The sequence below is a fragment of the Aliirhizobium wenxiniae genome (assembly GCF_014201355.1).
Lineage (GTDB): Bacteria > Pseudomonadota > Alphaproteobacteria > Rhizobiales > Rhizobiaceae > Neorhizobium > Neorhizobium wenxiniae.
Genome location: NZ_JACHEG010000002.1, coordinates 294,589 through 315,964 on the forward strand (window position 1 = coordinate 294,589; position 21,376 = coordinate 315,964).

Consider the following 21,376-nt stretch of genomic DNA (forward strand, 5'->3'; position numbering starts at 1 on the left):
AAAGGAACTCTAACATGCAAGTCATCCTGCTTGAACGCGTACCGAAGCTCGGCCAGATGGGCGAAACCGTAAAGGTTCGCGACGGTTACGCTCGTAACTTCCTGCTGCCGCAGGGCAAGGCACTTCGCTCCAACGAAGCCAACAAGAAGCGCTTCGAAAACGAGCGCGCAACGCTCGAAGCCCGTAACCTCGAGCGCAAGGGCGAAGCCCAGACGGTTGCCGACGCTCTGGGCGGCAAGACCTTCGTCATCGTTCGTTCGGCTGGCGAAACCGGTCAGCTCTACGGTTCTGTTGCTGCTCGCGACGTCATGGACGCACTGGCTGCAGAAGGCTTCAACGTCGGCCGCAACCAGGTCGACCTGAACCACCCGATCAAGGCTATCGGCCTGCACGAAGTCACCCTGCACCTGCATTCGGAAGTCGAGATCCAGATCTCGGTCAACGTTGCACGTTCGGCTGAAGAAGCTGAGCGTCAGGCCCAGGGCGAAAGCCTCACCTCCGCTGACGCCATCTACGGCGTTGACGAAGACGCACTGCGTCCGGAAGACTTCTTCGATCCGGAAGCTGACCGCGACGGCGACGACGAATAATAGACATTTCGCAGATCCGTCTGCGATGGCGCCCGGCCTCTCAAAGGCCGGGCGTTTTTTTGTCTCTTTTTCCGGGTAGGATAGTGCTTGCTCCGGTGAGTCGCGGACTGTTCGCGCCACTCCTGCGACGTCGGCCCGAATGAGGCACAGTCAACCGGATTCGTCGTTTCATTGTGTTTTTTGTTTCGCGTAAATAACGCTCGCTGTGGATATCTGTGGGTAACATCCGAAGGCAAAATGCACGGTTTCGGGGCGGTCCAGTTATCACTAGAACCGAGACCTTGAACGGACAGGACGGGTAGAAGATCATGAACGAAGTTCCGCGCAACATGGGGTCGCTCAGCAACAAGGATGCAGCGCCGCATTATCGCGAAGCGCCGAACAATATCGAGGCGGAGCAGGCGCTGCTTGGCGCGATTCTGGTCAACAACGATGCCTATTACCGCGTCTCGGACTTCCTGAAGCCGCCGCATCTCTACGAACCGCTGCATCGCAAGATCTACGAGGTTGCCGGCGACATTATCCGCATGGGCAAGACCGCCAACCCGATCACGCTGAAGACCTTTCTTCCGGCCGATGACAAGGTGGGTGATCTGACTGTCGCGCAGTATCTCGCACGCCTTGCCGCCGATGCGGTGTCGATCATCAATGCGGAAGACTACGGTCGGGCGATCTACGACCTGGCGCTTCGCCGGGCGCTGATCACCATTGGCGAGGATGTCGTCAACATCGCCTATGATGCGCCGCTCGACATGCCGCCGCAAAGCCAGATCGAGGATACCGAACGCCGCCTGTTCGAACTGGCGGAAACAGGCCGTTACGACGGCGGCTTCCAGTCGTTCAATGATGCCGTGGCGATCGCCATCGACATGGCGGGCCAGGCATTCGAGCGCGACGGTCAGCTTTCCGGTATTTCCACCGGCATCATGTCGCTCGACGGCAAGATGGGCGGCTTGCAGCGTTCCGACTTGATCGTGCTTGCAGGGCGCCCCGGCATGGGCAAGACCTCGCTTGCTACCAATATTGCCTACAACATCGCCGCGGCTTACGAGCAGGAAATCGCCCCCGATGGCTCATTCAAGGCCAAGAATGGCGGCGTCGTCGGCTTCTACTCGCTCGAAATGTCGTCAGAACAGCTGGCCACCCGTATCATCTCCGAGCAGACGGAAGTGTCGTCGTCAAAAATCCGCCGTGGTGACATTACCGAGGCCGATTTCGAGAAGCTGGTGGCCTGTAGCCAAATGATGCAGAAGGTGCCGCTGTTTATCGACCAGACCGGTGGTATCTCGATCGCCCAGCTTTCCGCCCGTGCCCGCCGCCTGAAGCGTCAGCGCGGCCTCGATTGCCTGGTGGTGGACTATATCCAGCTGATGACCGGTTCGGGCAAGTCGGGCGAAAACCGCGTGCAGGAAATCACCCAGATCACCACAGGTCTGAAGGCGCTCGGCAAGGAACTCAACGTGCCGATCATCGCGCTGTCGCAGCTGTCGCGCGGCGTCGAAAGCCGTGAAGACAAACGCCCGCAGCTCTCCGACCTTCGTGAATCCGGCTCGATCGAGCAGGACGCCGACGTCGTGCTCTTCGTGTTCCGTGAGGAATATTATGTAAAGAACATGGAGCCGCGGGATCTTGCCGATCCGAAATACCCGGAATGGGAAGCGCAGATGGAACGCGTGAAGGGCACGGCCGACGTCATCATCGCCAAGCAGCGTCACGGACCGACCGGTACTGTCAAGCTCGCCTTCCAGTCCGAATTCACCCGCTTTGCGGACCTCGCCGAACCGAGCTTCACCCAATACGAAGAGCCGTGATCGAACGGCCTCGCCGGCATTACACCGGCGAGGCTGCAAGTCGCGGGCTGGCTCAGGCCGCGTTGTAGAGCCGTCGTGTAACGAAGCCTGAACCGTTCAGAGCATTCAGGGTCTTGGCGATGGCAAGCACGGCCAAATCAGCCAGCGGCTCGATCAGCACGACCGACATATAGGCAATGCCGAACGTGCCGATCGCCATGAGATTTTCGCTTGCGAAACCGGCACCATAAAAGGCCCAGAACGCGACCCATGCGACGACACCGGCCTGATAGGCGGTGGATAGTTTGAGCGCCTGCAGATAGGTGAGATCGACGTATGCGGTTCCCGGCGCGATGATACGATCAGCCAAGGCTTTCACCGCAAACAGCGGTACAAGCAATGTTGTGACGTTCATTCCGTATTGCGGCAGGTCGGCCGGCGCAAAGAACAGTCCCTGTATCGCCAGACCAAGTGCCAGCCCGATCGCCGCCGGTGCTGCGCCGAACAGCAGGAACAATGTCGATCCGAGAATGAAATGCACCTCGGACACGCCGACCGCATAATGCGGCAGAAGTTCGAAGAAGGAAAAGACTGCTGCAGCGGTGATGGCCGTACGCGCGGCCAATGATGCGAGACCCTGTTGCCGAATCGTATCCTTTGCCAGCTTCAAGGTAAAAAGCCCCGCCCCTGCTGCAGTGGCGTAGCTCAGAATGATTTTGGCCCCGTCTACGAGGCCCGGTTCGATATGCATGTGTGCTCCTGTCCGTCACACCCGACGGTCGTTGATTGATAAGATGCACACGGTCGGTCTCCTGACTCACGGGTCGATGCCTTGTCGAACCTTCCCATGGCGCGAGGCCACAGTGGTGTTTCGCAAAGCTCGCCGCTCACAGTCGCGGGGGCGGTCGGGTTCAACAGATGCTGCCCTTGTTCCCATGCGGTCAACGGATGTCGGCCGCACCATGTGCGGGAATGGGGTAGCAATTTCCCGCAGAGGCAGCAAACAACCGCAGCCGAAATCGCACCAATCTACCGCTGTCATAGGGTCGCATGCAGCAAGACTGGGTCATCGGCGTTGCTACGCGCACTCCTGGGCCTTCAGCCATTTGCGAATGCGCGCCCTTGCATTGGCATAGGGCGACGCGGTGTTGAACTGGATCATGCGCCCCTTGGTCCACTTGCCGTACCAGCCCTTGCCGTAAAGCTCGTCATCTGACCGGTTGCTGATTGTCGAGACCAGTTGCTCTTTCACCGTCCTCAGTCGTTCCAACCGCTCGGGCCAGTCCAGTGCGTCATGGTCTGCATAGAATTTTTGGGCAAGCGGCCCCAGTTCGTTCCACTTGAACCCCGTCTCCGGAAAATCGACCGCCTCCCCCCGGTCATCCCGATCGAGCCATTTCAGCACCAGTTCGTTCCAGCCGATGAGGTATGCGACGAGATCGGCCGGGCTCATCATCGAGCCTGCCATGTGGCCTTGCATAGATGCCTCCCTCGCCCGGGCCTTCTGAACGCGGGCAAGATCGTCCCAAAGCCTGTTGAAGGTCGTGGAGACCGCCGCAAGAAGTTCCTGCCTGGAACCGGGTACAGCCATGGAGCGCCTTCGTATGCGGTTCAGATACAGCATCTAAGCTACGCCTCTGCGCACGGGATATGAAGCCGTCCGGCTGTCGCAGCCGGACACCGATCCTAGGATTGCTGCACTATTATTGTGGTGTCAAAAGCCTGTACGGAGAACCTTATTCTTCACCCGCGGCCTTTTTCCAGCCGGCAAAAAGGTTAGGATCGGCCACTCCGCCTTTCAAAAGCATATTCAATTGAGACCGCCATGACAGAACAGACCGATTTTGACAGCGACGAAACCTATCCGGATGATTTCGATATCGCGCCCGTGAGATTGACGGTCGATCTCGGCGCACTTGTCGACAACTGGAAGGAAATGGCGCGCCGCTGTGGAAAGGCTTCAACCGCCGCAGTCGTCAAGGCGGATGCCTATGGTCTCGGGCTTGAGGACTGCGGTACCGCGCTCTATGAAGCCGGCGCACGGGATTTCTTCGTCGCCGCGGTGCAGGAAGGCGTAACCTTGCGCACCTACGCGCCGGATGCCCGCATCTACGTGCTTTCCGGCATATGGCCGGGCCAGGAACGGATGTTTTACGAAAACGATCTGGTCCCGGTGATCATCTCCGAGGAACAGTTGGCCTTCTGGATGTCGGTCACCGCCGAACATGGCGACCATCCCTGTGCGCTGCATATCGATACCGGCTTCAACCGGCTCGGCCTTCCAGCGGAAGAAGCGATCGCCTTTGCCGAGGATGTCTCGCGGCCAGCAAGTTTCTCACCCGTTCTCGTCATGTCGCATCTTCACAGCGGCGATTCGCCGGCCTCGCCGCTCAACCGATCACAGCTTGAGTCTTTCCAACGGGTTGCTGCGGCTTTCGAAGGCGTTCCGACAAGTCTGTCTGCTTCCGCAGGCATCTTTCTCGGCCCGGAATATCACTTCGACCTTACCCGTCCCGGCATTGCCGCCTATGGCGGCGAGGCGGTCAACGGCATGAAGGCGCTTAAACCCGTGGCCAAGGCGGAGGCACGCATCATCCAGATCCGTGATGCGCCGTCCGGTTCGACCGTCAGCTACGGCGCCACCCATCAGCTGTCGCGCAACAGCAGGCTTGCCGTTGTGTCGGCCGGTTATGCCGACGGCTACCTGCGTTCGCTGTCCGGTTCCGGCGTACCGCTTCGGGCTGGCGGCGCACCCGGCGCTTTCGGCTTCATCGCCAACAGGCGCGTGCCCGTGATCGGCCGGGTCACGATGGATCTGACGATCTTCGACGTGACCGACGTTCCCGAAAACGAAATCCGCACCGGTGACTATATCGAACTGTTCGGCCCCAACATTGCGCTCGACGACACCGCACGCGCCGGCGGCACGATCGGTTACGAACTTCTGACTGCGCTCGGGCTGCGTTATGAACGGCGCTACATTTATCCGGACGATTGATATCACCGCCGTCTTGTCATCACCTGCCAGTTTCGCTTAAAAGGCCATTGGTTCCGCTTTTGTTCTTGCGGGTATCCAAGGTATTCAAGGCGGCGATCAAATCTATGGCAAAAACCAAAACCCAATTCGTGTGCCAGAACTGCGGCACGGTCCACAGCCGCTGGGCCGGCAAGTGCGATGGCTGCGGCGAGTGGAACACGATCGTCGAGGAAGACCCGATGGGCGGCATCGGCGGCGGCCCCGGCAAGGCGCCGAAAAAGGGCCGCGCAGTGGCGCTGACCACTCTGTCGGGCGAGACCGAACAGGCTCCGCGCATCTTCACCGGCATTTCCGAACTCGACCGCGCCACCGGTGGCGGCTTCGTGCGCGGTTCGGCGGTGCTGATCGGCGGCGATCCGGGCATCGGCAAGTCGACGCTTTTGATGCAGGCAGCCGCCGCCCTTTCGCGCCGCGGCCACCGGATCATCTATGTATCGGGCGAAGAAGCGGTTGCGCAGGTGCGCCTGCGTGCACAGCGCCTCGGCGCGGCGGATTCGGATGTGCTGCTTGCCGCGGAAACCAATGTGGAAGACATCCTTGCCACGATTTCCGAAGGCAAGCGCCCCGATCTCGTCATCATCGATTCCATCCAGACACTCTGGAGTGATACGGCCGACAGCGCTCCCGGCACCGTTACCCAGGTGCGCACCGGTGTGCAGGCGATGATCCGCTTTGCCAAGCAGACGGGAGCGGCCATGGTTCTCGTCGGGCATGTGACGAAGGAAGGCCAGATCGCCGGACCGCGCGTCGTCGAACACATGGTCGATGCCGTGCTTTATTTCGAGGGCGATCGCGGCCATCACTACCGCATCCTGCGCACAGTGAAGAACCGCTTCGGACCGACCGACGAAATCGGCGTGTTCGAAATGTCCGATAACGGATTGCGCGATGTCTCCAACCCGTCCGAACTGTTTCTCGGCGAGCGCAATGCCAAATCTCCGGGGGCAGCCGTCTTCGCCGGCATGGAAGGCACGCGACCGGTTCTGGTCGAGGTGCAGGCGCTGGTGGCGGCCACTTCACTTGGCACGCCGCGCCGCGCTGTGGTCGGCTGGGATAGTTCGCGTCTCGCAATGATCCTTGCCGTGCTCGAAGCTCATTGCGGGGTCAGGCTCGGTCAACACGATGTGTACCTCAACGTTGCCGGCGGCTATCGCATTTCGGAACCGGCAGCCGACATGGCCATTGCTTCTGCACTCGTCTCCTCGCTCGCCGGCACGGCCCTGCCTGCCGATTGTGTTTTCTTCGGCGAAATCAGCCTTTCAGGCGCCGTTCGCCCCGTATCTCAGACATCACAGCGCCTGAAAGAAGCGGAAAAGCTCGGTTTTGCCGGCGCGATGTTGCCGGCCACTTCGGCGGAACTGCCGAAGAATGGCAGCGCGCGCTGGACGATGATCGAGGACCTTCCCGATCTTGTCGCCCGCATTGCCGGATCCGCCAAGAAACTGGGGAAAGGCCATGAAAATGCCGGAGAAGATGATTGATCTTCCGTTAATGAGTTGGCTGATGTAAGACACTGCGCCCAATGCTGGAATGCCGGGCGAAAATGCCGGCTCCCCCGGCAGGTGTGGAACGGCAGGTTCTGGAGTAGAGTTTACATGCCCATTACGATCTTCGACGGTGTTGTCATCGGCGTCACCCTGTTTTCTGCGGTGCTTGCCATGGTCCGCGGCTTTTCCCGCGAAGTGCTGTCGATCGCCAGTTGGGCCGGCTCGGTTGCCGCCGCCTATTATCTTTATCCGCTGGCCGTGCCTTACGCGGAAAAATACACGTCCGATCACCGCATCGCGATTGCCGCGTCTGCCGGCGTGATCTTTCTCATCGCACTGATCGTGATCTCCTTCATCACGTCGCGGATTGCCGATTTCATCATAGACAGCCGCATCGGCGCGCTGGACCGCACGCTCGGTTTCCTCTTCGGGGCTGCCCGCGGCATCCTGCTGCTCGTCATCGCCACCGCCTTCTGGAACTGGCTGGTGCCGGTCAAGGCGCAGCCGACCTGGGTGGTGGACGCCAAGTCGAAGCCTTTCCTCGATACGCTTGTCGGCCGTCTGGAAGCCGTATTGCCCGAGGATATCGAACCGCAGATCCGTGCCCGCATCACCGGCAAGGAAGAAGCGCCGGCCGATGTTCAGCCCGGCCAGGAACTGCCGCCGGTAGGCGACGCACCTCAAACAAATAATTGACGCTGTGTTGCGCTTGATGCAGCGCAATTCGTCACCATTTGTGGTATGACTTGAATTCAGGTAGAGAGCGGGCTGGCACCGGGGACGAAATTCCCCGGCCGGCCTTTCCATTTTAAGATCAAGGGCACAGGCTCACGATGGACCAGTCGGCTTCACAATCCTTCGACATCAACCATTCCAACGAATGGGAAGACGATACGCTGCATGAAGAATGCGGCGTGTTCGGCATTCTCGGCCATCCGGATGCGGCAACGCTGACGGCACTTGGTCTGCATGCCCTTCAGCATCGTGGCCAGGAAGCCGCCGGTATCGTTTCCTTCGACGGCCTGCGCTTCCATTCGGAACGCCGCATGGGCCTCGTCGGCGACCATTATACGGACCCGGCGACGCTGGCGAAGCTGCCGGGCAACATCTCCATCGGCCACGTCCGTTATTCGACGACCGGCGAAGTGGCGCTCCGCAACGTGCAGCCGCTGTTTGCCGAACTGGAAGTCGGCGGTATCGCGATTGCCCATAACGGCAACTTCACCAACGGCCTGACGCTTCGCCGTCAGCTGATCGCCGGTGGCGCCATCTGTCAGTCGACCTCCGATACCGAAGTCGTCCTCCACCTCATCGCCCGCTCCCGCTATACATCGACGGCCGACCGCTTTATCGATGCTATCCGCCAGATGGAAGGCGGTTATTCGATGGTGGCGATTACCCGCACCAAGCTGATCGCCGCCCGCGATCCCACCGGCATCCGCCCGCTGGTCATGGGCGAACTCGACGGCAAGCCGATCTTCGCGTCGGAAAGCTGCGCACTCGACATTATCGGCGCAAAATTCGTCCGTGACGTCGAGAACGGCGAAGTCATCATCTGCGAAATCCAGCCGGATGGCTCGATCTCGATCGACGCCCGCAAGGCCGGCAACGGCCAGCCGGAACGCCTCTGCCTGTTCGAATATGTCTATTTCGCCCGTCCGGATTCGGTCGTCGGCGGCCGCTCGGTTTATGTCGCGCGCAAGAACATGGGCATCAATCTCGCCAAAGAAGCTCCGGTCGATGCCGATGTCGTCGTGCCGGTTCCCGATGGCGGCACGCCGGCGGCGCTCGGTTATGCTCAACAGAGCGGCATTCCGTTCGAATACGGCATCATCCGCAACCATTATGTCGGCCGTACCTTCATTGAGCCGACGCAGCAGATCCGCGCTTTCGGCGTGAAGCTGAAGCATTCGGCCAACCGGGCGATGATCGAAGGCAAGCGCGTCGTGCTGGTCGACGATTCGGTCGTTCGCGGCACCACGTCGCTGAAGATTGTGCAGATGATCCGCGATGCCGGCGCCAAGGAAGTGCACCTGCGCGTTGCCAGCCCGATGATCTATTATCCCGACTTCTACGGCATCGATACGCCGGATCGGGAAAAGCTGCTCGCCAACCAGTATGAAAGCCTGGAAGCGATGTGCAAATACATCGGTTGTGACAGCCTTGAATTCCTGTCGATCAACGGCCTCTACCAGGCCGTCGGCGGCGAGGATCGCAATGACGCACGTCCGCAGTTCACCGACCACTATTTCACCGGCGACTACCCGACCCGTCTTCTCGACAAGGACGGTGAAGCTGTGGGCCGCAAGGTCTCGCTGCTTGCAAGCAACGGCTGAGCCTTAAGGAACGGGTGAGGCAAGCTGCCGCACCCGTTTCCAATATCGGATAAACGCTTTAGAAGGCTGCGGAAACGCGGCCTTCTTTTTTGCCGCAATGACAAGGGACAGGGAGCGGGACATGACGATTGACCTCAAGGGCAGGATTGCGCTTGTAACCGGCGCATCGCGCGGTATCGGCTATTTCACGGCAATCGAACTGGCAAAGGCGGGCGCGCATGTGATTGCCTGCGCTCGCACGGTCGGCGGGCTGGAGGAGTTGGATGACGTGATCAAGGCTGCCGGCGGCTCGGCGACGCTCGTCCCCTTCGATCTTTCCGACATGGAAGCGATCGACAGGCTGGGGGCATCGATCTATGAGCGCTGGGGCAAGCTCGACATTCTCGTTGCCAATGCCGGCATTCTCGGTGTCATCGCACCGGTAGCCCATGTCGAGGCGAAGACCTTCGATCGCGTCATGACCACCAATGTCACCTCTATGTGGCGGCTGGTCCGGTCGCTGGAGCCACTGCTCGTCAAGTCCGACGCTGGCCGCGCGATCCTGCTTTCTTCGGGTGTCGCGACCAATCCCCGCGCGTTCTGGGGCGCTTATGCGATGTCGAAGGCGGCGGTCGAGACCATGGGCCGGATCTGGGCCGAAGAAATGGCGCATACGCCGCTGAAGATCAACATGGTCAACCCGGGCGCCACCCGCACTGCCATGCGCGCCCAGGCCATGCCTGGCGAAGACCCGGAAACCCTGCCGCATCCTTCAGAGGTCGCCGCAAAAATCCTGCCGCTCGCTTCGCCCGAAACGACCGACAGCGGTCGCCTGTTCGTCGTGCGCGAGAACCGGTTCGTCGATTACCGGCTGCCGGAGTGAAGAAAGCACGGCGCGATAAGATCCGGCATGACTTTGGCTGCGGCTCCCCTAACTTGATGACGCAGACCTGAAACATCACACCATGCCGGAGACTTGTCCTTGCCGTTCGAACATTTCTCGCTTGAACATCTGATTTCCCAATATGGCGTGCTCGCCGTGTTTCTGGGGGCAGCCTTCGAAGGCGAGACGGCGGTATTTCTTGGCGGAATTTTCGCTCACCGGCATTTCATGTCCTGGTGGGAAGCGGCGGCGGCTGCAGCAATAGGTTCATTTGCGGCGGATCAGGCGTGGTTCTTCGCCGGGCGTTATGCCAACCGGCTGGCACTGGTTCAACGCTTCCTGAAAACCGATGCGGCACAGAAGGTCAGTCAGCTTCTCGAAGCCCATCCGACCGGCTTCATCCTCGCCTTTCGCTTCATCTATGGCATGCGAACGGTCAGCCCGATTGCAATCGGCCTAAGTTCCGTGCCGGCGCTTCGCTTCGTGATCCTCAATTTCATCGCGGCCGTGGTCTGGGCAGTGCTGATCACCACGATCGGTTATCTGTTCGGCAATGCGGTGGAGATGCTGTTCGGGCGATTGAAGCTGCATCTCCATATGCTGATCGCCATCGCCGCGATTGCAGTCATCCTCGCCGCCCTCGCCTATCTCATCCGCCGGCAGATGCGCGGAGGGTCAGCCACGCGATGAAGGGGTTGCCCTTCCTCATCCGGCTTTCGTGAGACCGGCTGCCACAAGCGGCTCGATCAGCAGGCAGGCGTCATCGACCAGCCGTTTCGACAGCGCCGGATGTTCCTGGTCGAACTGTCTTATCGCTTTCAATGCATAGAGCAGCATCCAGGCGCGCTGATCGACATCGGACGGTATCGAGCTGCCATCGACGAGCGCCAGCACAGCCGTCAGCTTCTCCAGCATCTGGCGGCGCAGGCCGGCGCGGCGAAGCGAACCGTCCTCGCGGGCATCGGCCAGAACAAGAGCCGCCGCCCTCTCCGTCTGAAGCCCGCGCATCATCGCCACCAGTGCCCGGGCAACCTCGCGAGCCGATGCGCTTGCGGCAATCGCCACCACCTTTTCCAGCTCGTCGGTCAGATGCGCGCCATACCGGTCCATGATCGCCTGGGCGAGCGCATCCTTTGTCGGGAAGAAGCGGTAAAGCGAGCCGATCGCCGTGCCCGATTGTGCGGCCACTTCCGACATGGTCACGGCTCGATAGCCAAGCGTGGCGAACAGGCCGATCGCGGTTTCGACGATGGCCGCCACCCGTTCGTGACCACGTTTACGCTTGGGTTCCACCGCCTTTGGCGGCTTCGCGGTTGACATTTGCGAGGCGATCCTCAAATAGGAGTTATGCGAGTACATCCTCGCATAACATGATGCAGACCTCTCGTCATCCCGCCGCGGGATTATCCCGCGCCGCCCTGCCGATCCGGCCTGTTGTTCATCTTGCACGCATCCGACCCGAATTTGCGAAAGACGTCACATGCTCGCACTCGATCCCAAAACCACCGCGCTTGTTCTCATCGATCTGCAGAAGGGTATTCTCGCCATGAATACGGCGCCGCATGCCAGCGCCGATGTTCTCGCCAGAGGCCGCCAGCTGGCGGATGTCTTCCGCAAGGCAAATGCGCCGGTGGTTCTGGTCAATGTCGATTTCGGCCCGGACTTCGGCGATGCGCCGCGCGGCCTCACCGATGCCGCTGCCGGTCGCGACTATCCGGAGGACTGGACGGTGCTGGCCGAAGGCCTGCAGCAGCCGGGAGATCTCATCGTGACCAAGCATCAATGGGGTGCCTTCCACGGTACCGATCTCGACGTCAAGCTTCGCCGTCGCGGCATTCGAACCGTCGTGGTCGCCGGCATCGCCACCAATTTCGGTGTCGAATCGACGGTCCGCGCCGGTTGGGAGCATGGCTATAACATGGTCGTTATCGAGGATGCCTCGACCGGCGTTTCGGCCGAATTGCACGAGATGGCCTTCAAGTTCATCTTCCCTCGCATCGCACGCGTAACAACAACCGCGGACCTCTCACTTGACTGATCGCCCGATATCCGAGGAGCCCGACGACGTGTCCTCAAACCACCGCTGGCTGAGGCAGGCCGCGGCCCTGCCGCCGGCGGCGCGCTGGCTGGTCCTTGTGGCAGGCTCGCTGCTTATCGGCTGGCTTCTCGAACTCCTGCATCTGCCGGCCGCATTGCTGCTCGGCCCGATGGCAATGGCAATCGCCATGGCGTTGTCGGGCATGAGTTTCCGCATGCCGAAGCTGGCGTTCAACGGCGCTCAGGCGGTCATCGGGGTGATGATCGCCTCCAACATGCCGCCGTCGATCTTCTCGGAACTGGCGGCCCAATGGCCGATCTTCGCACTCGGCATCCTCGCCACCGTGATCGCTTCGGCGGCGCTCGGTGCGCTGATGGTCCGGGCGCGGATCTTTCCGGGCACGACGGCAGTATGGGGTTCTTCGCCCGGCGCCGCCTCTGTCATGGTGCTGATGTCCGAAAGCTATGGCGGCGACATGCGGCTCGTCGCCTTCATGCAGTATCTGCGCGTCGTCTGCGTGGCGCTTGCCGCGACCATGGTTGCGCGCCTCTTCGGCGTTACGCCGGCCGCCTCACAAAGTATCGACTGGTTCCCTGCCCTTTCCCCTCTTGCCGTTCTGGCAACCCTGGCCGTTGCCTTCGGCTCGGCCTGGATCTGCGGCCTGATGCGCGTTCCCGGAGCATCGTTTCTCGGGCCGCTGGCCGGCTGTCTTATCGCCAAGTTCGGCTTCGGCATGCCGCTCGTGCTTGCGCCATGGATGCTCGCCATTGCCTATGCCCTGGTCGGCTGGGCTATCGGCGGGCGGTTCACGCGCGAGGTCGTCGCTTATGCTGCGCGCAACTTCCTGCGCGTGCTCGGCTCGATTATCTGTCTTCTTCTGATCTGCAGCGGGTTTGCCGCCATACTCGTATTTTTCGCCGGCATCGATCCCTTGACGGCCTATCTGGCGACCAGCCCCGGCGGGGCCGATTCGGTCGCCATCATCGCCGCCTCGACCAATGTCGACGTGCCCTTCGTGATGGCGATGCAGATCGGTCGCTTTCTTGTCGTGGTGCTGACCGGGCCGATGCTCGCCAAGGCGATCGTGCGCCATATGTCTGGTTGATCAGACGGCTCTTGTGCACTTGACCAAACAGCCGGCACACGCCATAACCGACCCCATGAAAACGACGATTTCCATTTGTGGGAACATTATCCGCTAGCGTTCGCGCTGGTCCGGCCGTTTTCGTCTCTCGAAAAGCCTTGAAGACAAACGCCCCGGTCCGGTACCGGCCGCGGCATGTCTGGCTGACCTTGGGAGAATTTTTCGATGAGCGCCACGCTCAAGCTATACAATACCTTGATCCGCGAGAAATCGGTGTTCCAGCCGATCGATGCCGACAACGTGCGCATGTATGTCTGCGGCCCGACGGTCTATGATTTCGCCCATATCGGCAATGCCCGCCCGGTCATCGTGTTCGACGTGCTGTTCCGGCTGCTCGGCCATGTTTATGGCGAGACCCATGTCACCTATGCCCGCAACATCACCGACGTCGACGACAAGATCAACGCGCGGGCGCTGCGCGATTTTCCGCATCTGCCGCTCAATGACGCGATCCATGCGGTGACGGAAAAGACGGCGCAGCAGTTCCATGCCGATGTCGCGGCGCTGGGCTGCCTCGAGCCGACCATCGAGCCGCGCGCCACCGACAATATCACCCAGATGATCGATATCATCGAAAAGCTGATCGCCCGCGGCCATGCCTATGTGGCGGAAGGCGAGGTGCTGTTCGACACCAAGTCGATGACGGATTACGGCCAGCTTTCCAAACGCCCGCTCGACGAGCAGCAGGCAGGCGCGCGCGTCGCCGTCGATGCGCACAAGAAGAACCCCGGCGATTTCGTCTTGTGGAAGCTGTCTTCCGACAACGAACCCGGCTGGGAAAGCCCCTGGGGTCGTGGCCGGCCGGGCTGGCATATCGAATGCTCGGCGATGAGCGGCCGTTATCTCGGCGAGGTGTTCGACATCCATGGCGGCGGGCTGGACCTGATCTTCCCGCATCATGAAAACGAGATCGCCCAGTCGCGTTGCGCCCACGGTACGCAGGTAATGGCGAATGTCTGGATGCATAACGGCTTCGTGCAGGTCGAAGGCAAGAAGATGTCGAAATCCGACGGCAACTTCATCACCATCAACCAACTCCTGGAGACCGACACGTTCGGCGGTCGCAAGTGGCCGGGCGAAGTGCTACGGCTTGCGATGCTGATGACGCATTACCGCGAGCCGATCGATTTTTCGGTGAAGCGGCTCGAGGAGGCCGAAAGGCTTCTGGCCAAATGGCCGGCGGTCGACCCGTCCGAGATCCCGGCAGGCACCGCCCCCTGCCCGATCGTGCTCGAGGCGCTTGCCGACGATCTGAACACAGTGGCCGCCGTACAGCGTATCCACGCGCTGGCGCAGGAAGCCAATGCCGACAAGACGCTTCTGCCGATGTTTGCCGCCAGTGCCGCACTTCTCGGTGTGCTGCCGAAGAAAACGGAAGTCGACGAAGCGCTTGCGGGTGCCGTCGATGCGCTGGTCGCCATGCGGCTCGAAATGCTGAAAGCAAAGAACTTTGCCGAGGCAGACAAGATCCGCGACGAACTCTCGGCCAAGGGCATCCAGCTGAAGGACGGCAAGGATGCCGCAACCGGCGAGCGGGTCACGACCTGGGAGCTGAAGCGGTAGGATGGTTACGGCAGCGGCAGTTGTTACCCCCCTCTGCCCTGCCGGGCATCTCCCCCACAAGGGGGGAGATCAGCAGGTGGCACCGTCTCTGCTTAAAAAAGACTATAGTGCCGTGTTCGCCTCACCGCGAGAGGAAAGCTGCAATCTCACCCTTGGATTGACGTGGCGGGTTCGCTACTCTCCGATCTCCCCCCTTGTGGGGGAGATGTCCGGCAGGACAGAGGGGGGTGATCTCCACTGCGCAGCAGAGCTCAACGAGGAGCATGACATGCCGCATGCCCCTGTTCCGCCCAAGCTTCGCAACAATGCCAAGAGCATGCGCAAGGTGATGACCAATGCGGAGCTGAAGCTCTGGAACGCCATCCGCGCCCATCGCCTGATGGGCCTCGGCTTTCGCCGCCAAGTGCCGATTGCGGGATACATTGCTGATTTCGCGTGTCCTACTCATCAACTTATCATCGAGGTCGATGGCTCGCAGCACGGCAGCGATCACGACCTCGCTTATGACACCGCAAGAACGCAGCGCCTGCAAAAGGACGGCTGGACGGTTTTGCGTTTCGGGAACGACGATGTCTTGACGGATATCGACAATATCTGCCTGCATATCCTCAAGACAGTCGGGGAGGCATGATGATGACCCAGATCCATACCGGTGGCTGCCAGTGCGGGGCGATCCGTTATCGTGCGGAAGGCGAGATAGGCTTTCCGCATGTCTGTCACTGCCGCATGTGCCAGAAGGCGGCGGGGAGTTATTTTCTGCCGTTCGGCGGCGTTCTGTATGAGAATTTCAAACTCACCCGCGGCGAGCCGGCATGGTTCAGGTCCTCCGACACCGTGCGGCGCGGCTTCTGCCGCGATTGCGGCACGCCGCTGTTTTACGACGGCGGGCACGATCATGTGAGCATTACGCTCGGCTCCCTCGATGCTCCGGAAACCGTAAAGCCGGACATGCAGACCAATCTCGAGTGCAAGATGCCCTGGTTCGGCGAGCTTGACGGCCTCCATCATGAGCCCGGCATGGATACGACGCCGGAACAGGCTGCCGAGATTGCCAAAGGCAGCCGGCAGCATCCTGACCACGATACGCAACATTGGCCCAAAACGGCATCGGAGCTCTGGATTTGACCCATCACGTCCATACCGGCGGCTGCCAGTGCGGAGCTGTGCGTTTCGTCATAGAGGGCAAGCCGAGCCAATCGTCGATCTGTCACTGTCGCATGTGCCAGAAGGCGTTCGGCGCCTATTACGCGCCGCTGATCTCGACACGCGGCGCAAGTTTTCGCTGGACGCGCGGAATACCGAAACAGTTTCCGTCGTCGAACCATGTCGTGCGCGGTTTCTGCGGCAATTGCGGAACGCCGCTAACCTATGAGGCTGCCGACGGGCTTGCCGTTTCCGCCGGTGCGCTGGACGATCCTTCGGCGCTGCCGCCATCGATCCAATATGGCGTCGAGGCGAAGGTGCCGTTCGTCGATCACCTCGGCGCGCTTCCGGCGCACCACACGATGGACGATATCGCGGAAGCCCCCTTCCTTGCCGATATTGTTTCCAACCAGCATCCCGACCACGACACGGAAACCTGGCAACCGGTTCCAGCCTTAGGCGGAACCAACAAGGAGGATGAGGCATGAGCGAGACGACAGGAACTGTTGCCCCAAGAACCGGCGGATGCCAGTGCGGCGCCGTGCGCTTCAGGATCCATGGCGAACTCGGCCGCGCCTCGATCTGCCATTGCCGCATGTGCCAGAAGGCCTTTGGCGGTTTCTTCGGACCGCTTGTCGGCGCGCCTCAGGACGGTCTTGAGTGGACACGTGGCGAGCCGACCTATTTCCAGTCGTCGGTCAATATCGACCGCGGTTTCTGCAAGCGCTGCGGCACGCCGCTTACCTATCGCCACCCGCAAGGCATCGAGATTGCCATCGGCGCTTTCGACGAGCGCGATGATCTGGCGCCGCAGGTTCAGGTCAACCACGCCTTCCGGCTGCCCTGGGTCGAAACGATCTTCGATGCGCCGGTGCATGGAGACGTCGATTATTACGACCGGCAGGAGCAGATCATCTCCTTCCAGCATCCAGACCACGATACCGAAAACTGGCCCGAGAAAGGCTTGCATCTGTGACCGACATTCTGCGCACGCTCTATCCCGTCTCCGCTCCCTACGGCACCGGCACGCTGGATGTCGGCGACGGGCACGTGATCTACTGGGAACGCCATGGTCGCAAGGGCGCAAAACCCGTCGTTTTCCTGCATGGCGGACCGGGCGGCGGGATAACGCCGATCCAGGCACGCCTGTTCGATCCGGAACTTTACGACATCCTTCTTTTCGATCAGCGCGGCTGCGGTCGCTCGACACCGCATGCGGGGCTTGAAGCCAACACGACATGGCATCTGGTCGCCGATATCGAACGGCTGCGCGAAATGGTCGGCGTCGACAGATGGCAGGTCTATGGCGGTTCCTGGGGATCGACGCTGGCGCTTGCCTATGCCGAGACACATCCCGAGCGCGTCACCGAGCTTCTCCTGCGCGGCGTCTATACGCTGACGAGGCCGGAACTCGACTGGTACTACCAGTTCGGCGTCTCTGAAATGTTCCCCGACAAGTGGGAGGCCTTCGTTGCGCCCATTCCAGAAGCCGAGCGCCACGAGATGATGGCCGCCTATCATCGTCGTCTGACTGGCACCGACCGCGCCGAGCAGATCGCCTGCGCCAAGGCGTGGAGCGTGTGGGAAGGCTCGACCATCACGCTTCTGCCGGAACCGGACCTGGCGTCGAAACACGACGAAGACCATTTCGCGCTCGCCTTCGCGCGGATCGAGAACCATTTCTTCGTCAATGCCGGCTGGCTGGATGAAGGCCAGCTCTTGCGGGATGCGACAAAACTTGCCGACATTCCCGGCGTCATCGTGCATGGCCGCTACGACATGCCCTGCCCGCTCAAATATGCCTGGCAGTTGTCGAAGGCCTGGCCAGACGCGGATTTCCACATCGTCGAAGGCGCCGGTCACTCCGTTTCCGAACCGGGAATTACCGACCGGCTGATCCGCGCGACGGATCGGTTTGCGGGAAAAATGTAGCTTCGGCTGAGCTCTGTGGCAGCCCCTCATCCGGCTGCCGCCACCTTCTCCCCGTTCATAGGGGGAGAAGGGATCCGCCGCTCTCTCACCGCCTGGCGCTCCGTCGCGTTGGGCATGTCCCCTTTCCCCGCCTGCGGGGAGAGGGTTAGGGTGTGGGGCAGCTTCACACATAACAACCAGCTCCATGGGAGGAGCATCGATGACGACCCGAGACCGCATATACCTCTTCGACACGACCCTTCGCGACGGGCAGCAGACGCCCGGCGTCGATTTTTCCGTCGAGGACAAGATCGCGATTTCGGCCATCCTGGATGAATTCGGCTTCGAATATGTCGAGGGCGGATATCCCGGCGCCAATCCGACAGACACAGCCTTCTTCACCGACAAGCGCACGGCAAAGGCAAAATTCGTCGCATTCGGCATGACCAAGCGGGCCGGCATTTCCGCTTCCAACGATCCGGGGCTTGCTACGCTTTTGCAGGCCAAGAGCGATGCCGTCTGTTTCGTCGCCAAGAGCTGGGACTATCACGTCAAGGTCGCGCTTGGCTGCACGAATGAAGAGAACCTCGCCTCCATCCGCGAAAGCGTCGAAGCGGCAAAGGCTGCGGGCAAGGAGCCGCTGGTGGATTGCGAGCATTTCTTCGACGGCTACAAGGCCAACCCGGAATATGCGCTTGCCTGCGCCCGCACCGCCCATGAGGCTGGAGCGCGCTGGATCGTGCTATGCGACACCAATGGCGGAACGCAACCGAACGAAGTGCGCCAGATCGTCTCCGCCGCCATCGCGGCCGGCATTCCCGGTGCGTCGCTCGGCATCCATGCGCATGATGATACCGGTCAGGCGGTTGCCAATTCGCTTGCCGCCATCGAGGCAGGCTGTCGTCAGGTGCAGGGCACGCTGAACGGCATCGGCGAACGCTGCGGCAATGCCAACCTGATCACGTTGATCGGCACGCTCTGTCTGAAGGAGGCCTATGCCTCCCGCTTCGAGACCGCGATCGACCCGGAGCGCCTGTCGGGGCTGACGCGCCTGTCGCATTCCTTCGACGAGCTTCTCAATCGCTCGCCCAACCATCAGGCACCTTACGTCGGCGCATCCGCCTTCGCCACCAAGGCCGGTATCCATGCCTCGGCGCTGCTGAAGGACCCGCGCACCTACGAGCATGTGACGCCGGACAGTGTCGGCAACCTGCGCAAGGTCATGGTGTCGGACCAGGGCGGCAAGTCGAACTTCATCAATGCATTGAAGCGCCGCGGCATAGAGGTCGCCAAGGACGATCCGAAGCTCGATCACCTGATCTCAATCGTCAAGGAACGCGAGGCGTCGGGCTATGCCTATGAGGGGGCCGATGCGAGTTTCGAACTGCTCGCCCGTCGCACGCTCGGCACGATCCCCGAATTCTTCTCGATCGACGGTTTCCGCGTCATGGTCGAGCGCCGTTTCGACAGTCTCGGGCGCATCAAGATCGTGTCTGAAGCCGTGGTGAAGATCGTCATCGACGGCGAGAGCCATATGTCGGTGGCGGAAGGCGACGGCCCGGTCAACGCGCTCGACCTGGCGCTCAGAAAGGATTTCGGCAAGTACCAGAACGAGATAGACGATCTTGTTCTGGCAGACTTCAAGGTGCGTATCCTCAACGGCGGCACCGAGGCCATCACCCGCGTCCTGATCGAATCCACCGACGGAAGCGGCGTGCGCTGGTGGACGGTCGGCGTGTCTGAAAACATCATCGATGCGTCGTTCCAGGCGTTGATGGATTCGGTCATCTACAAGCTGATGAAGAACCGGGAACTGGCGGGTCGGATTGCAGCGGAGTGAACTCTACCGCCGCAAGACATCCGCCAGCGATGCGACAGCGATTGCCACAGTCGTATAGGCCTTGTTCAAGTCCGGGGAGCTCTTGCCGAGTTCCAGCAGGCGCGCCTGAGTGGCGTCGAGCACCTTGAAGGCGTCGGCTCGGGTGGCCTCGTGGCTGTCGGCTTTAGTCGCTGCGTAATAACGCCGTGTCTTGAAGCGCGGATTGGTGCCGGGTTTGACTTCCAGCCTGTCCTGATCGCCGTCAGCATTGGAATTTATAATCGGCGTGACCGATACAGCACCGGATCTGAGTGCCTCGCGCATCGGCCCGTAATCGCCATGATACGGCGTGCGCCGCGAGGTCAGTTCCAGTCCCTGACGAATACAATCCAACCGATAAACCGGAGAGGCCGCCATGCACTCGTTGCGCACCGAGCTCAGATCCCTGACGATGCTCTGCGTGACAAGACCATTGAGGCTCTGGTCGTAATCCGACGCCCCGTCACGGCCTTCGGCGCGGGCATCCTGCGCATGGACCGACGGCGTCATGGACATGGATTGAACCGACGCCATCAAGATGAAGAACAGAAAACCCCGAACACCCATTATCGCCCCTTCCGATTGCCATCGGAGCCTCATCCGTGCCCCCGCACATTCGACGCCCCCACATGATGCTTAACCTATCGACGCGACAACCGGAACGGTTTTCGGGCGGCGTAAGAGGCGCCGCCCGAAAACAAGAGCATCCTACTTGAGCAAGGTCCGGTCGAGAAAATCATTCATCAGCGGCGCGATCTCGTCGAGCTTGTCTTCAAGGGCGAAATGGCCGGTGTCGAGGATATGTATCTCCGCATCCGGCAGATCCTTCAGATAGGGATGAGCGCCCTCTTCCGGGAAGATGAAGTCGTTCTTACCCCAGACGATCAGGGTCGGCGGCTTGCGGTCGCGGAAGAACTGCTGGAACTGCGGATAGAGCGGCACATTGGTGCGGTAGTCATAGAACAGGTCGAGCTGGATATCGTTGTTGCCGGGCCTGTCGAGCAGAGCCTGATCCTGCAACCAGTTGTCAGGGCTGATGCGGGAGATATCCTTCACGCCGTCGGTGTACTGGAATTTGGTGGCGTCCAGTGTCAGCAATGCCGCCTGAACCTGGCGATCCTTCTCGGAGCCGCTTGCCCAATAGGTCTTGATCGGATCCCAGAACGCCTTCAGGCCTTCTTCATAGGCATTGCCGTTCTGCACGATCAGCCCAGTCACCCTTTCCGGATGCTTCAGCGCCAGCCGGTAACCGACCGGTGCGCCGTAATCCATCACATACATGGCGTAGCTCTTCGCTCCGAGCTGACCCATCAGGTCGTCTACCATGTCGGCATAATGGGCAAAGCTGTAGGCGAATTTAGTGTGGTCGGGGGCATCGCTGTAACCGAAACCCGGATAATCGGGCGCAATCACCCGGTAACGGTCGGCAAGCAGCGGGATCAGGTTGCGGAACATGTGTGATGAGGTCGGGAAACCGTGCAGGAGGAGCACGACGGGGCCATCCTTGGGGCCGGCCTCGCGATAGAACATGTTTACGCCATCGACGGTGGCGGTGCGGTAATGCACGGTGACAGGTACAGAGCCAGTCTTATTAAATTGAGTCATTTCAGTTCTCCA

General features: G+C 60.8%; 22 protein-coding genes and 1 riboswitch. Of the genes, 17 read left to right on the top strand and 5 right to left on the bottom strand.

Annotation, left to right across the window (positions count from 1 at the left end; translation table 11 throughout):
• Positions 1–14 precede the first annotated feature (14 nt).
• Positions 15–590, top strand: coding sequence for a 50S ribosomal protein L9 (rplI, locus tag HNQ72_RS09395; RefSeq protein WP_183991905.1), 576 nt, complete (start codon positions 15–17; stop codon positions 588–590).
• Between the two features lie 308 nt (positions 591–898).
• Positions 899–2,401: a replicative DNA helicase gene (locus HNQ72_RS09400; RefSeq protein WP_148145412.1), complete on the top strand. Its 1,503-nt coding sequence runs from the start codon at positions 899–901 to the stop codon at positions 2,399–2,401.
• 52 nt (positions 2,402–2,453) lie between these two features.
• Here the strand turns inward: HNQ72_RS09400 and HNQ72_RS09405 are convergent, their stop codons facing one another.
• Together HNQ72_RS09405 and HNQ72_RS09410 are read right to left on the bottom strand one after the other, a co-directional pair.
• Positions 2,454–3,131: an energy-coupling factor ABC transporter permease gene (locus HNQ72_RS09405; RefSeq protein ID WP_183991907.1), complete on the bottom strand. Its 678-nt coding sequence runs from the start codon at positions 3,129–3,131 to the stop codon at positions 2,454–2,456.
• 34 nt (positions 3,132–3,165) lie between these two features.
• A riboswitch (cobalamin riboswitch) is annotated at positions 3,166–3,360 on the bottom strand.
• A 98-nt stretch (positions 3,361–3,458) separates the two neighbouring features.
• Entirely contained in the window at positions 3,459–3,971 is a 513-nt protein-coding gene (locus HNQ72_RS09410) for a ClbS/DfsB family four-helix bundle protein (RefSeq protein WP_183991909.1), read from the bottom strand.
• A gap of 234 nt (positions 3,972–4,205) precedes the next feature.
• On the opposite strand from HNQ72_RS09410, the gene alr reads away from it, so the two are divergent.
• The 6 genes from alr to HNQ72_RS09440 all read left to right on the top strand — a co-directional run bounded on the left by alr (position 4,206) and on the right by HNQ72_RS09440 (position 10,792).
• Positions 4,206–5,378 carry an alanine racemase gene (gene alr, locus HNQ72_RS09415; protein WP_183827353.1) on the top strand — a complete coding sequence of 391 codons (1,173 nt, stop codon included), beginning with the start codon at positions 4,206–4,208 and terminating at the stop codon, positions 5,376–5,378.
• Between the two features lie 104 nt (positions 5,379–5,482).
• Positions 5,483–6,898, top strand: coding sequence for a DNA repair protein RadA (radA, locus tag HNQ72_RS09420; protein WP_183991911.1), 1,416 nt, complete (start codon positions 5,483–5,485; stop codon positions 6,896–6,898).
• Positions 6,899–7,012: 114 nt separating this feature from the next.
• Positions 7,013–7,600, top strand: a complete 588-nt coding sequence (locus HNQ72_RS09425; RefSeq protein WP_183991913.1) for a CvpA family protein — start codon at positions 7,013–7,015, stop codon at positions 7,598–7,600.
• Between the two features lie 137 nt (positions 7,601–7,737).
• Positions 7,738–9,240 carry an amidophosphoribosyltransferase gene (purF, locus tag HNQ72_RS09430; RefSeq protein ID WP_183991915.1) on the top strand — a complete coding sequence of 501 codons (1,503 nt, stop codon included), beginning with the start codon at positions 7,738–7,740 and terminating at the stop codon, positions 9,238–9,240.
• A gap of 121 nt (positions 9,241–9,361) precedes the next feature.
• Positions 9,362–10,102, top strand: coding sequence for an SDR family NAD(P)-dependent oxidoreductase (locus tag HNQ72_RS09435; RefSeq protein ID WP_183991917.1), 741 nt, complete (start codon positions 9,362–9,364; stop codon positions 10,100–10,102).
• 99 nt (positions 10,103–10,201) lie between these two features.
• A complete protein-coding gene (locus HNQ72_RS09440; protein ID WP_244654236.1) occupies positions 10,202–10,792 on the top strand; it encodes a DedA family protein in 591 nt (196 codons plus the stop codon).
• Positions 10,793–10,807: 15 nt separating this feature from the next.
• Here the strand turns inward: HNQ72_RS09440 and HNQ72_RS09445 are convergent, their stop codons facing one another.
• A complete protein-coding gene (locus HNQ72_RS09445; protein WP_183991919.1) occupies positions 10,808–11,422 on the bottom strand; it encodes a TetR/AcrR family transcriptional regulator in 615 nt (204 codons plus the stop codon).
• A gap of 160 nt (positions 11,423–11,582) precedes the next feature.
• On the opposite strand from HNQ72_RS09445, the gene HNQ72_RS09450 reads away from it, so the two are divergent.
• The 9 genes from HNQ72_RS09450 to cimA all read left to right on the top strand — a co-directional run bounded on the left by HNQ72_RS09450 (position 11,583) and on the right by cimA (position 19,741).
• Positions 11,583–12,140 carry a hydrolase gene (locus HNQ72_RS09450; protein WP_183991921.1) on the top strand — a complete coding sequence of 186 codons (558 nt, stop codon included), beginning with the start codon at positions 11,583–11,585 and terminating at the stop codon, positions 12,138–12,140.
• A 28-nt stretch (positions 12,141–12,168) separates the two neighbouring features.
• Positions 12,169–13,245 carry an AbrB family transcriptional regulator gene (locus HNQ72_RS09455; protein ID WP_244654235.1) on the top strand — a complete coding sequence of 359 codons (1,077 nt, stop codon included), beginning with the start codon at positions 12,169–12,171 and terminating at the stop codon, positions 13,243–13,245.
• Between the two features lie 204 nt (positions 13,246–13,449).
• Positions 13,450–14,847 (top strand): cysteine--tRNA ligase, encoded by a 1,398-nt coding sequence (cysS, locus tag HNQ72_RS09460; RefSeq protein ID WP_183991923.1) that lies wholly within the window; start codon positions 13,450–13,452, stop codon positions 14,845–14,847.
• Between the two features lie 268 nt (positions 14,848–15,115).
• Positions 15,116–15,478, top strand: coding sequence for an endonuclease domain-containing protein (locus HNQ72_RS09465; protein ID WP_183991925.1), 363 nt, complete (start codon positions 15,116–15,118; stop codon positions 15,476–15,478).
• Positions 15,479–15,480: 2 nt separating this feature from the next.
• Positions 15,481–15,972: a GFA family protein gene (locus HNQ72_RS09470; protein WP_183991927.1), complete on the top strand. Its 492-nt coding sequence runs from the start codon at positions 15,481–15,483 to the stop codon at positions 15,970–15,972.
• Positions 15,969–16,478: a GFA family protein gene (locus HNQ72_RS09475; RefSeq protein ID WP_244654234.1), complete on the top strand. Its 510-nt coding sequence runs from the start codon at positions 15,969–15,971 to the stop codon at positions 16,476–16,478. The genes HNQ72_RS09470 and HNQ72_RS09475 overlap by 4 nt, the downstream gene beginning before the upstream one ends.
• Positions 16,475–16,966, top strand: coding sequence for a GFA family protein (locus HNQ72_RS09480; RefSeq protein WP_183991929.1), 492 nt, complete (start codon positions 16,475–16,477; stop codon positions 16,964–16,966). Before HNQ72_RS09475 ends, HNQ72_RS09480 begins: the two co-directional genes overlap by 4 nt.
• Positions 16,963–17,922 carry a prolyl aminopeptidase gene (pip, locus tag HNQ72_RS09485; protein WP_183991931.1) on the top strand — a complete coding sequence of 320 codons (960 nt, stop codon included), beginning with the start codon at positions 16,963–16,965 and terminating at the stop codon, positions 17,920–17,922. The genes HNQ72_RS09480 and pip overlap by 4 nt, the downstream gene beginning before the upstream one ends.
• A gap of 199 nt (positions 17,923–18,121) precedes the next feature.
• Entirely contained in the window at positions 18,122–19,741 is a 1,620-nt protein-coding gene (cimA, locus tag HNQ72_RS09490; RefSeq protein WP_183991933.1) for a citramalate synthase, read from the top strand.
• Between the two features lie 3 nt (positions 19,742–19,744).
• Here the strand turns inward: cimA and HNQ72_RS09495 are convergent, their stop codons facing one another.
• Together HNQ72_RS09495 and HNQ72_RS09500 are read right to left on the bottom strand one after the other, a co-directional pair.
• Complete coding sequence (locus tag HNQ72_RS09495; protein WP_183991935.1) at positions 19,745–20,326, bottom strand: hypothetical protein; 582 nt, start codon at positions 20,324–20,326, stop codon at positions 19,745–19,747.
• A gap of 141 nt (positions 20,327–20,467) precedes the next feature.
• Complete coding sequence (locus tag HNQ72_RS09500) at positions 20,468–21,364, bottom strand: alpha/beta fold hydrolase (RefSeq protein WP_244654233.1); 897 nt, start codon at positions 21,362–21,364, stop codon at positions 20,468–20,470.
• Positions 21,365–21,376 lie beyond the last annotated feature (12 nt).

Bases quoted from the DNA above. Each gene is read 5' to 3' on its own strand.
- HNQ72_RS09435 (WP_183991917.1), top strand. From the start codon at position 9,362: ATGACGATTGACCTCAAGGGCAGGATTGCGCTTGTAACCGGCGCATCG.
- HNQ72_RS09425 (WP_183991913.1), top strand. From the start codon at position 7,013: ATGCCCATTACGATCTTCGACGGTGTTGTCATCGGCGTCACCCTGTTT.
- HNQ72_RS09410 (WP_183991909.1), bottom strand. From the start codon at position 3,971: ATGGCTGTACCCGGTTCCAGGCAGGAACTTCTTGCGGCGGTCTCCACG.
- HNQ72_RS09495 (WP_183991935.1), bottom strand. From the start codon at position 20,326: ATGGGTGTTCGGGGTTTTCTGTTCTTCATCTTGATGGCGTCGGTTCAA.
- cimA (WP_183991933.1), top strand. From the start codon at position 18,122: ATGACGACCCGAGACCGCATATACCTCTTCGACACGACCCTTCGCGAC.
- rplI (WP_183991905.1), top strand. From the start codon at position 15: ATGCAAGTCATCCTGCTTGAACGCGTACCGAAGCTCGGCCAGATGGGC.
- HNQ72_RS09500 (WP_244654233.1), bottom strand. From the start codon at position 21,364: ATGACTCAATTTAATAAGACTGGCTCTGTACCTGTCACCGTGCATTAC.
- HNQ72_RS09400 (WP_148145412.1), top strand. From the start codon at position 899: ATGAACGAAGTTCCGCGCAACATGGGGTCGCTCAGCAACAAGGATGCA.
- HNQ72_RS09405 (WP_183991907.1), bottom strand. From the start codon at position 3,131: ATGCATATCGAACCGGGCCTCGTAGACGGGGCCAAAATCATTCTGAGC.
- radA (WP_183991911.1), top strand. From the start codon at position 5,483: ATGGCAAAAACCAAAACCCAATTCGTGTGCCAGAACTGCGGCACGGTC.
- HNQ72_RS09450 (WP_183991921.1), top strand. From the start codon at position 11,583: ATGCTCGCACTCGATCCCAAAACCACCGCGCTTGTTCTCATCGATCTG.
- alr (WP_183827353.1), top strand. From the start codon at position 4,206: ATGACAGAACAGACCGATTTTGACAGCGACGAAACCTATCCGGATGAT.
- cysS (WP_183991923.1), top strand. From the start codon at position 13,450: ATGAGCGCCACGCTCAAGCTATACAATACCTTGATCCGCGAGAAATCG.
- purF (WP_183991915.1), top strand. From the start codon at position 7,738: ATGGACCAGTCGGCTTCACAATCCTTCGACATCAACCATTCCAACGAA.
- HNQ72_RS09465 (WP_183991925.1), top strand. From the start codon at position 15,116: ATGCCGCATGCCCCTGTTCCGCCCAAGCTTCGCAACAATGCCAAGAGC.
- HNQ72_RS09445 (WP_183991919.1), bottom strand. From the start codon at position 11,422: ATGTCAACCGCGAAGCCGCCAAAGGCGGTGGAACCCAAGCGTAAACGT.
- HNQ72_RS09480 (WP_183991929.1), top strand. From the start codon at position 16,475: ATGAGCGAGACGACAGGAACTGTTGCCCCAAGAACCGGCGGATGCCAG.
- HNQ72_RS09470 (WP_183991927.1), top strand. From the start codon at position 15,481: ATGACCCAGATCCATACCGGTGGCTGCCAGTGCGGGGCGATCCGTTAT.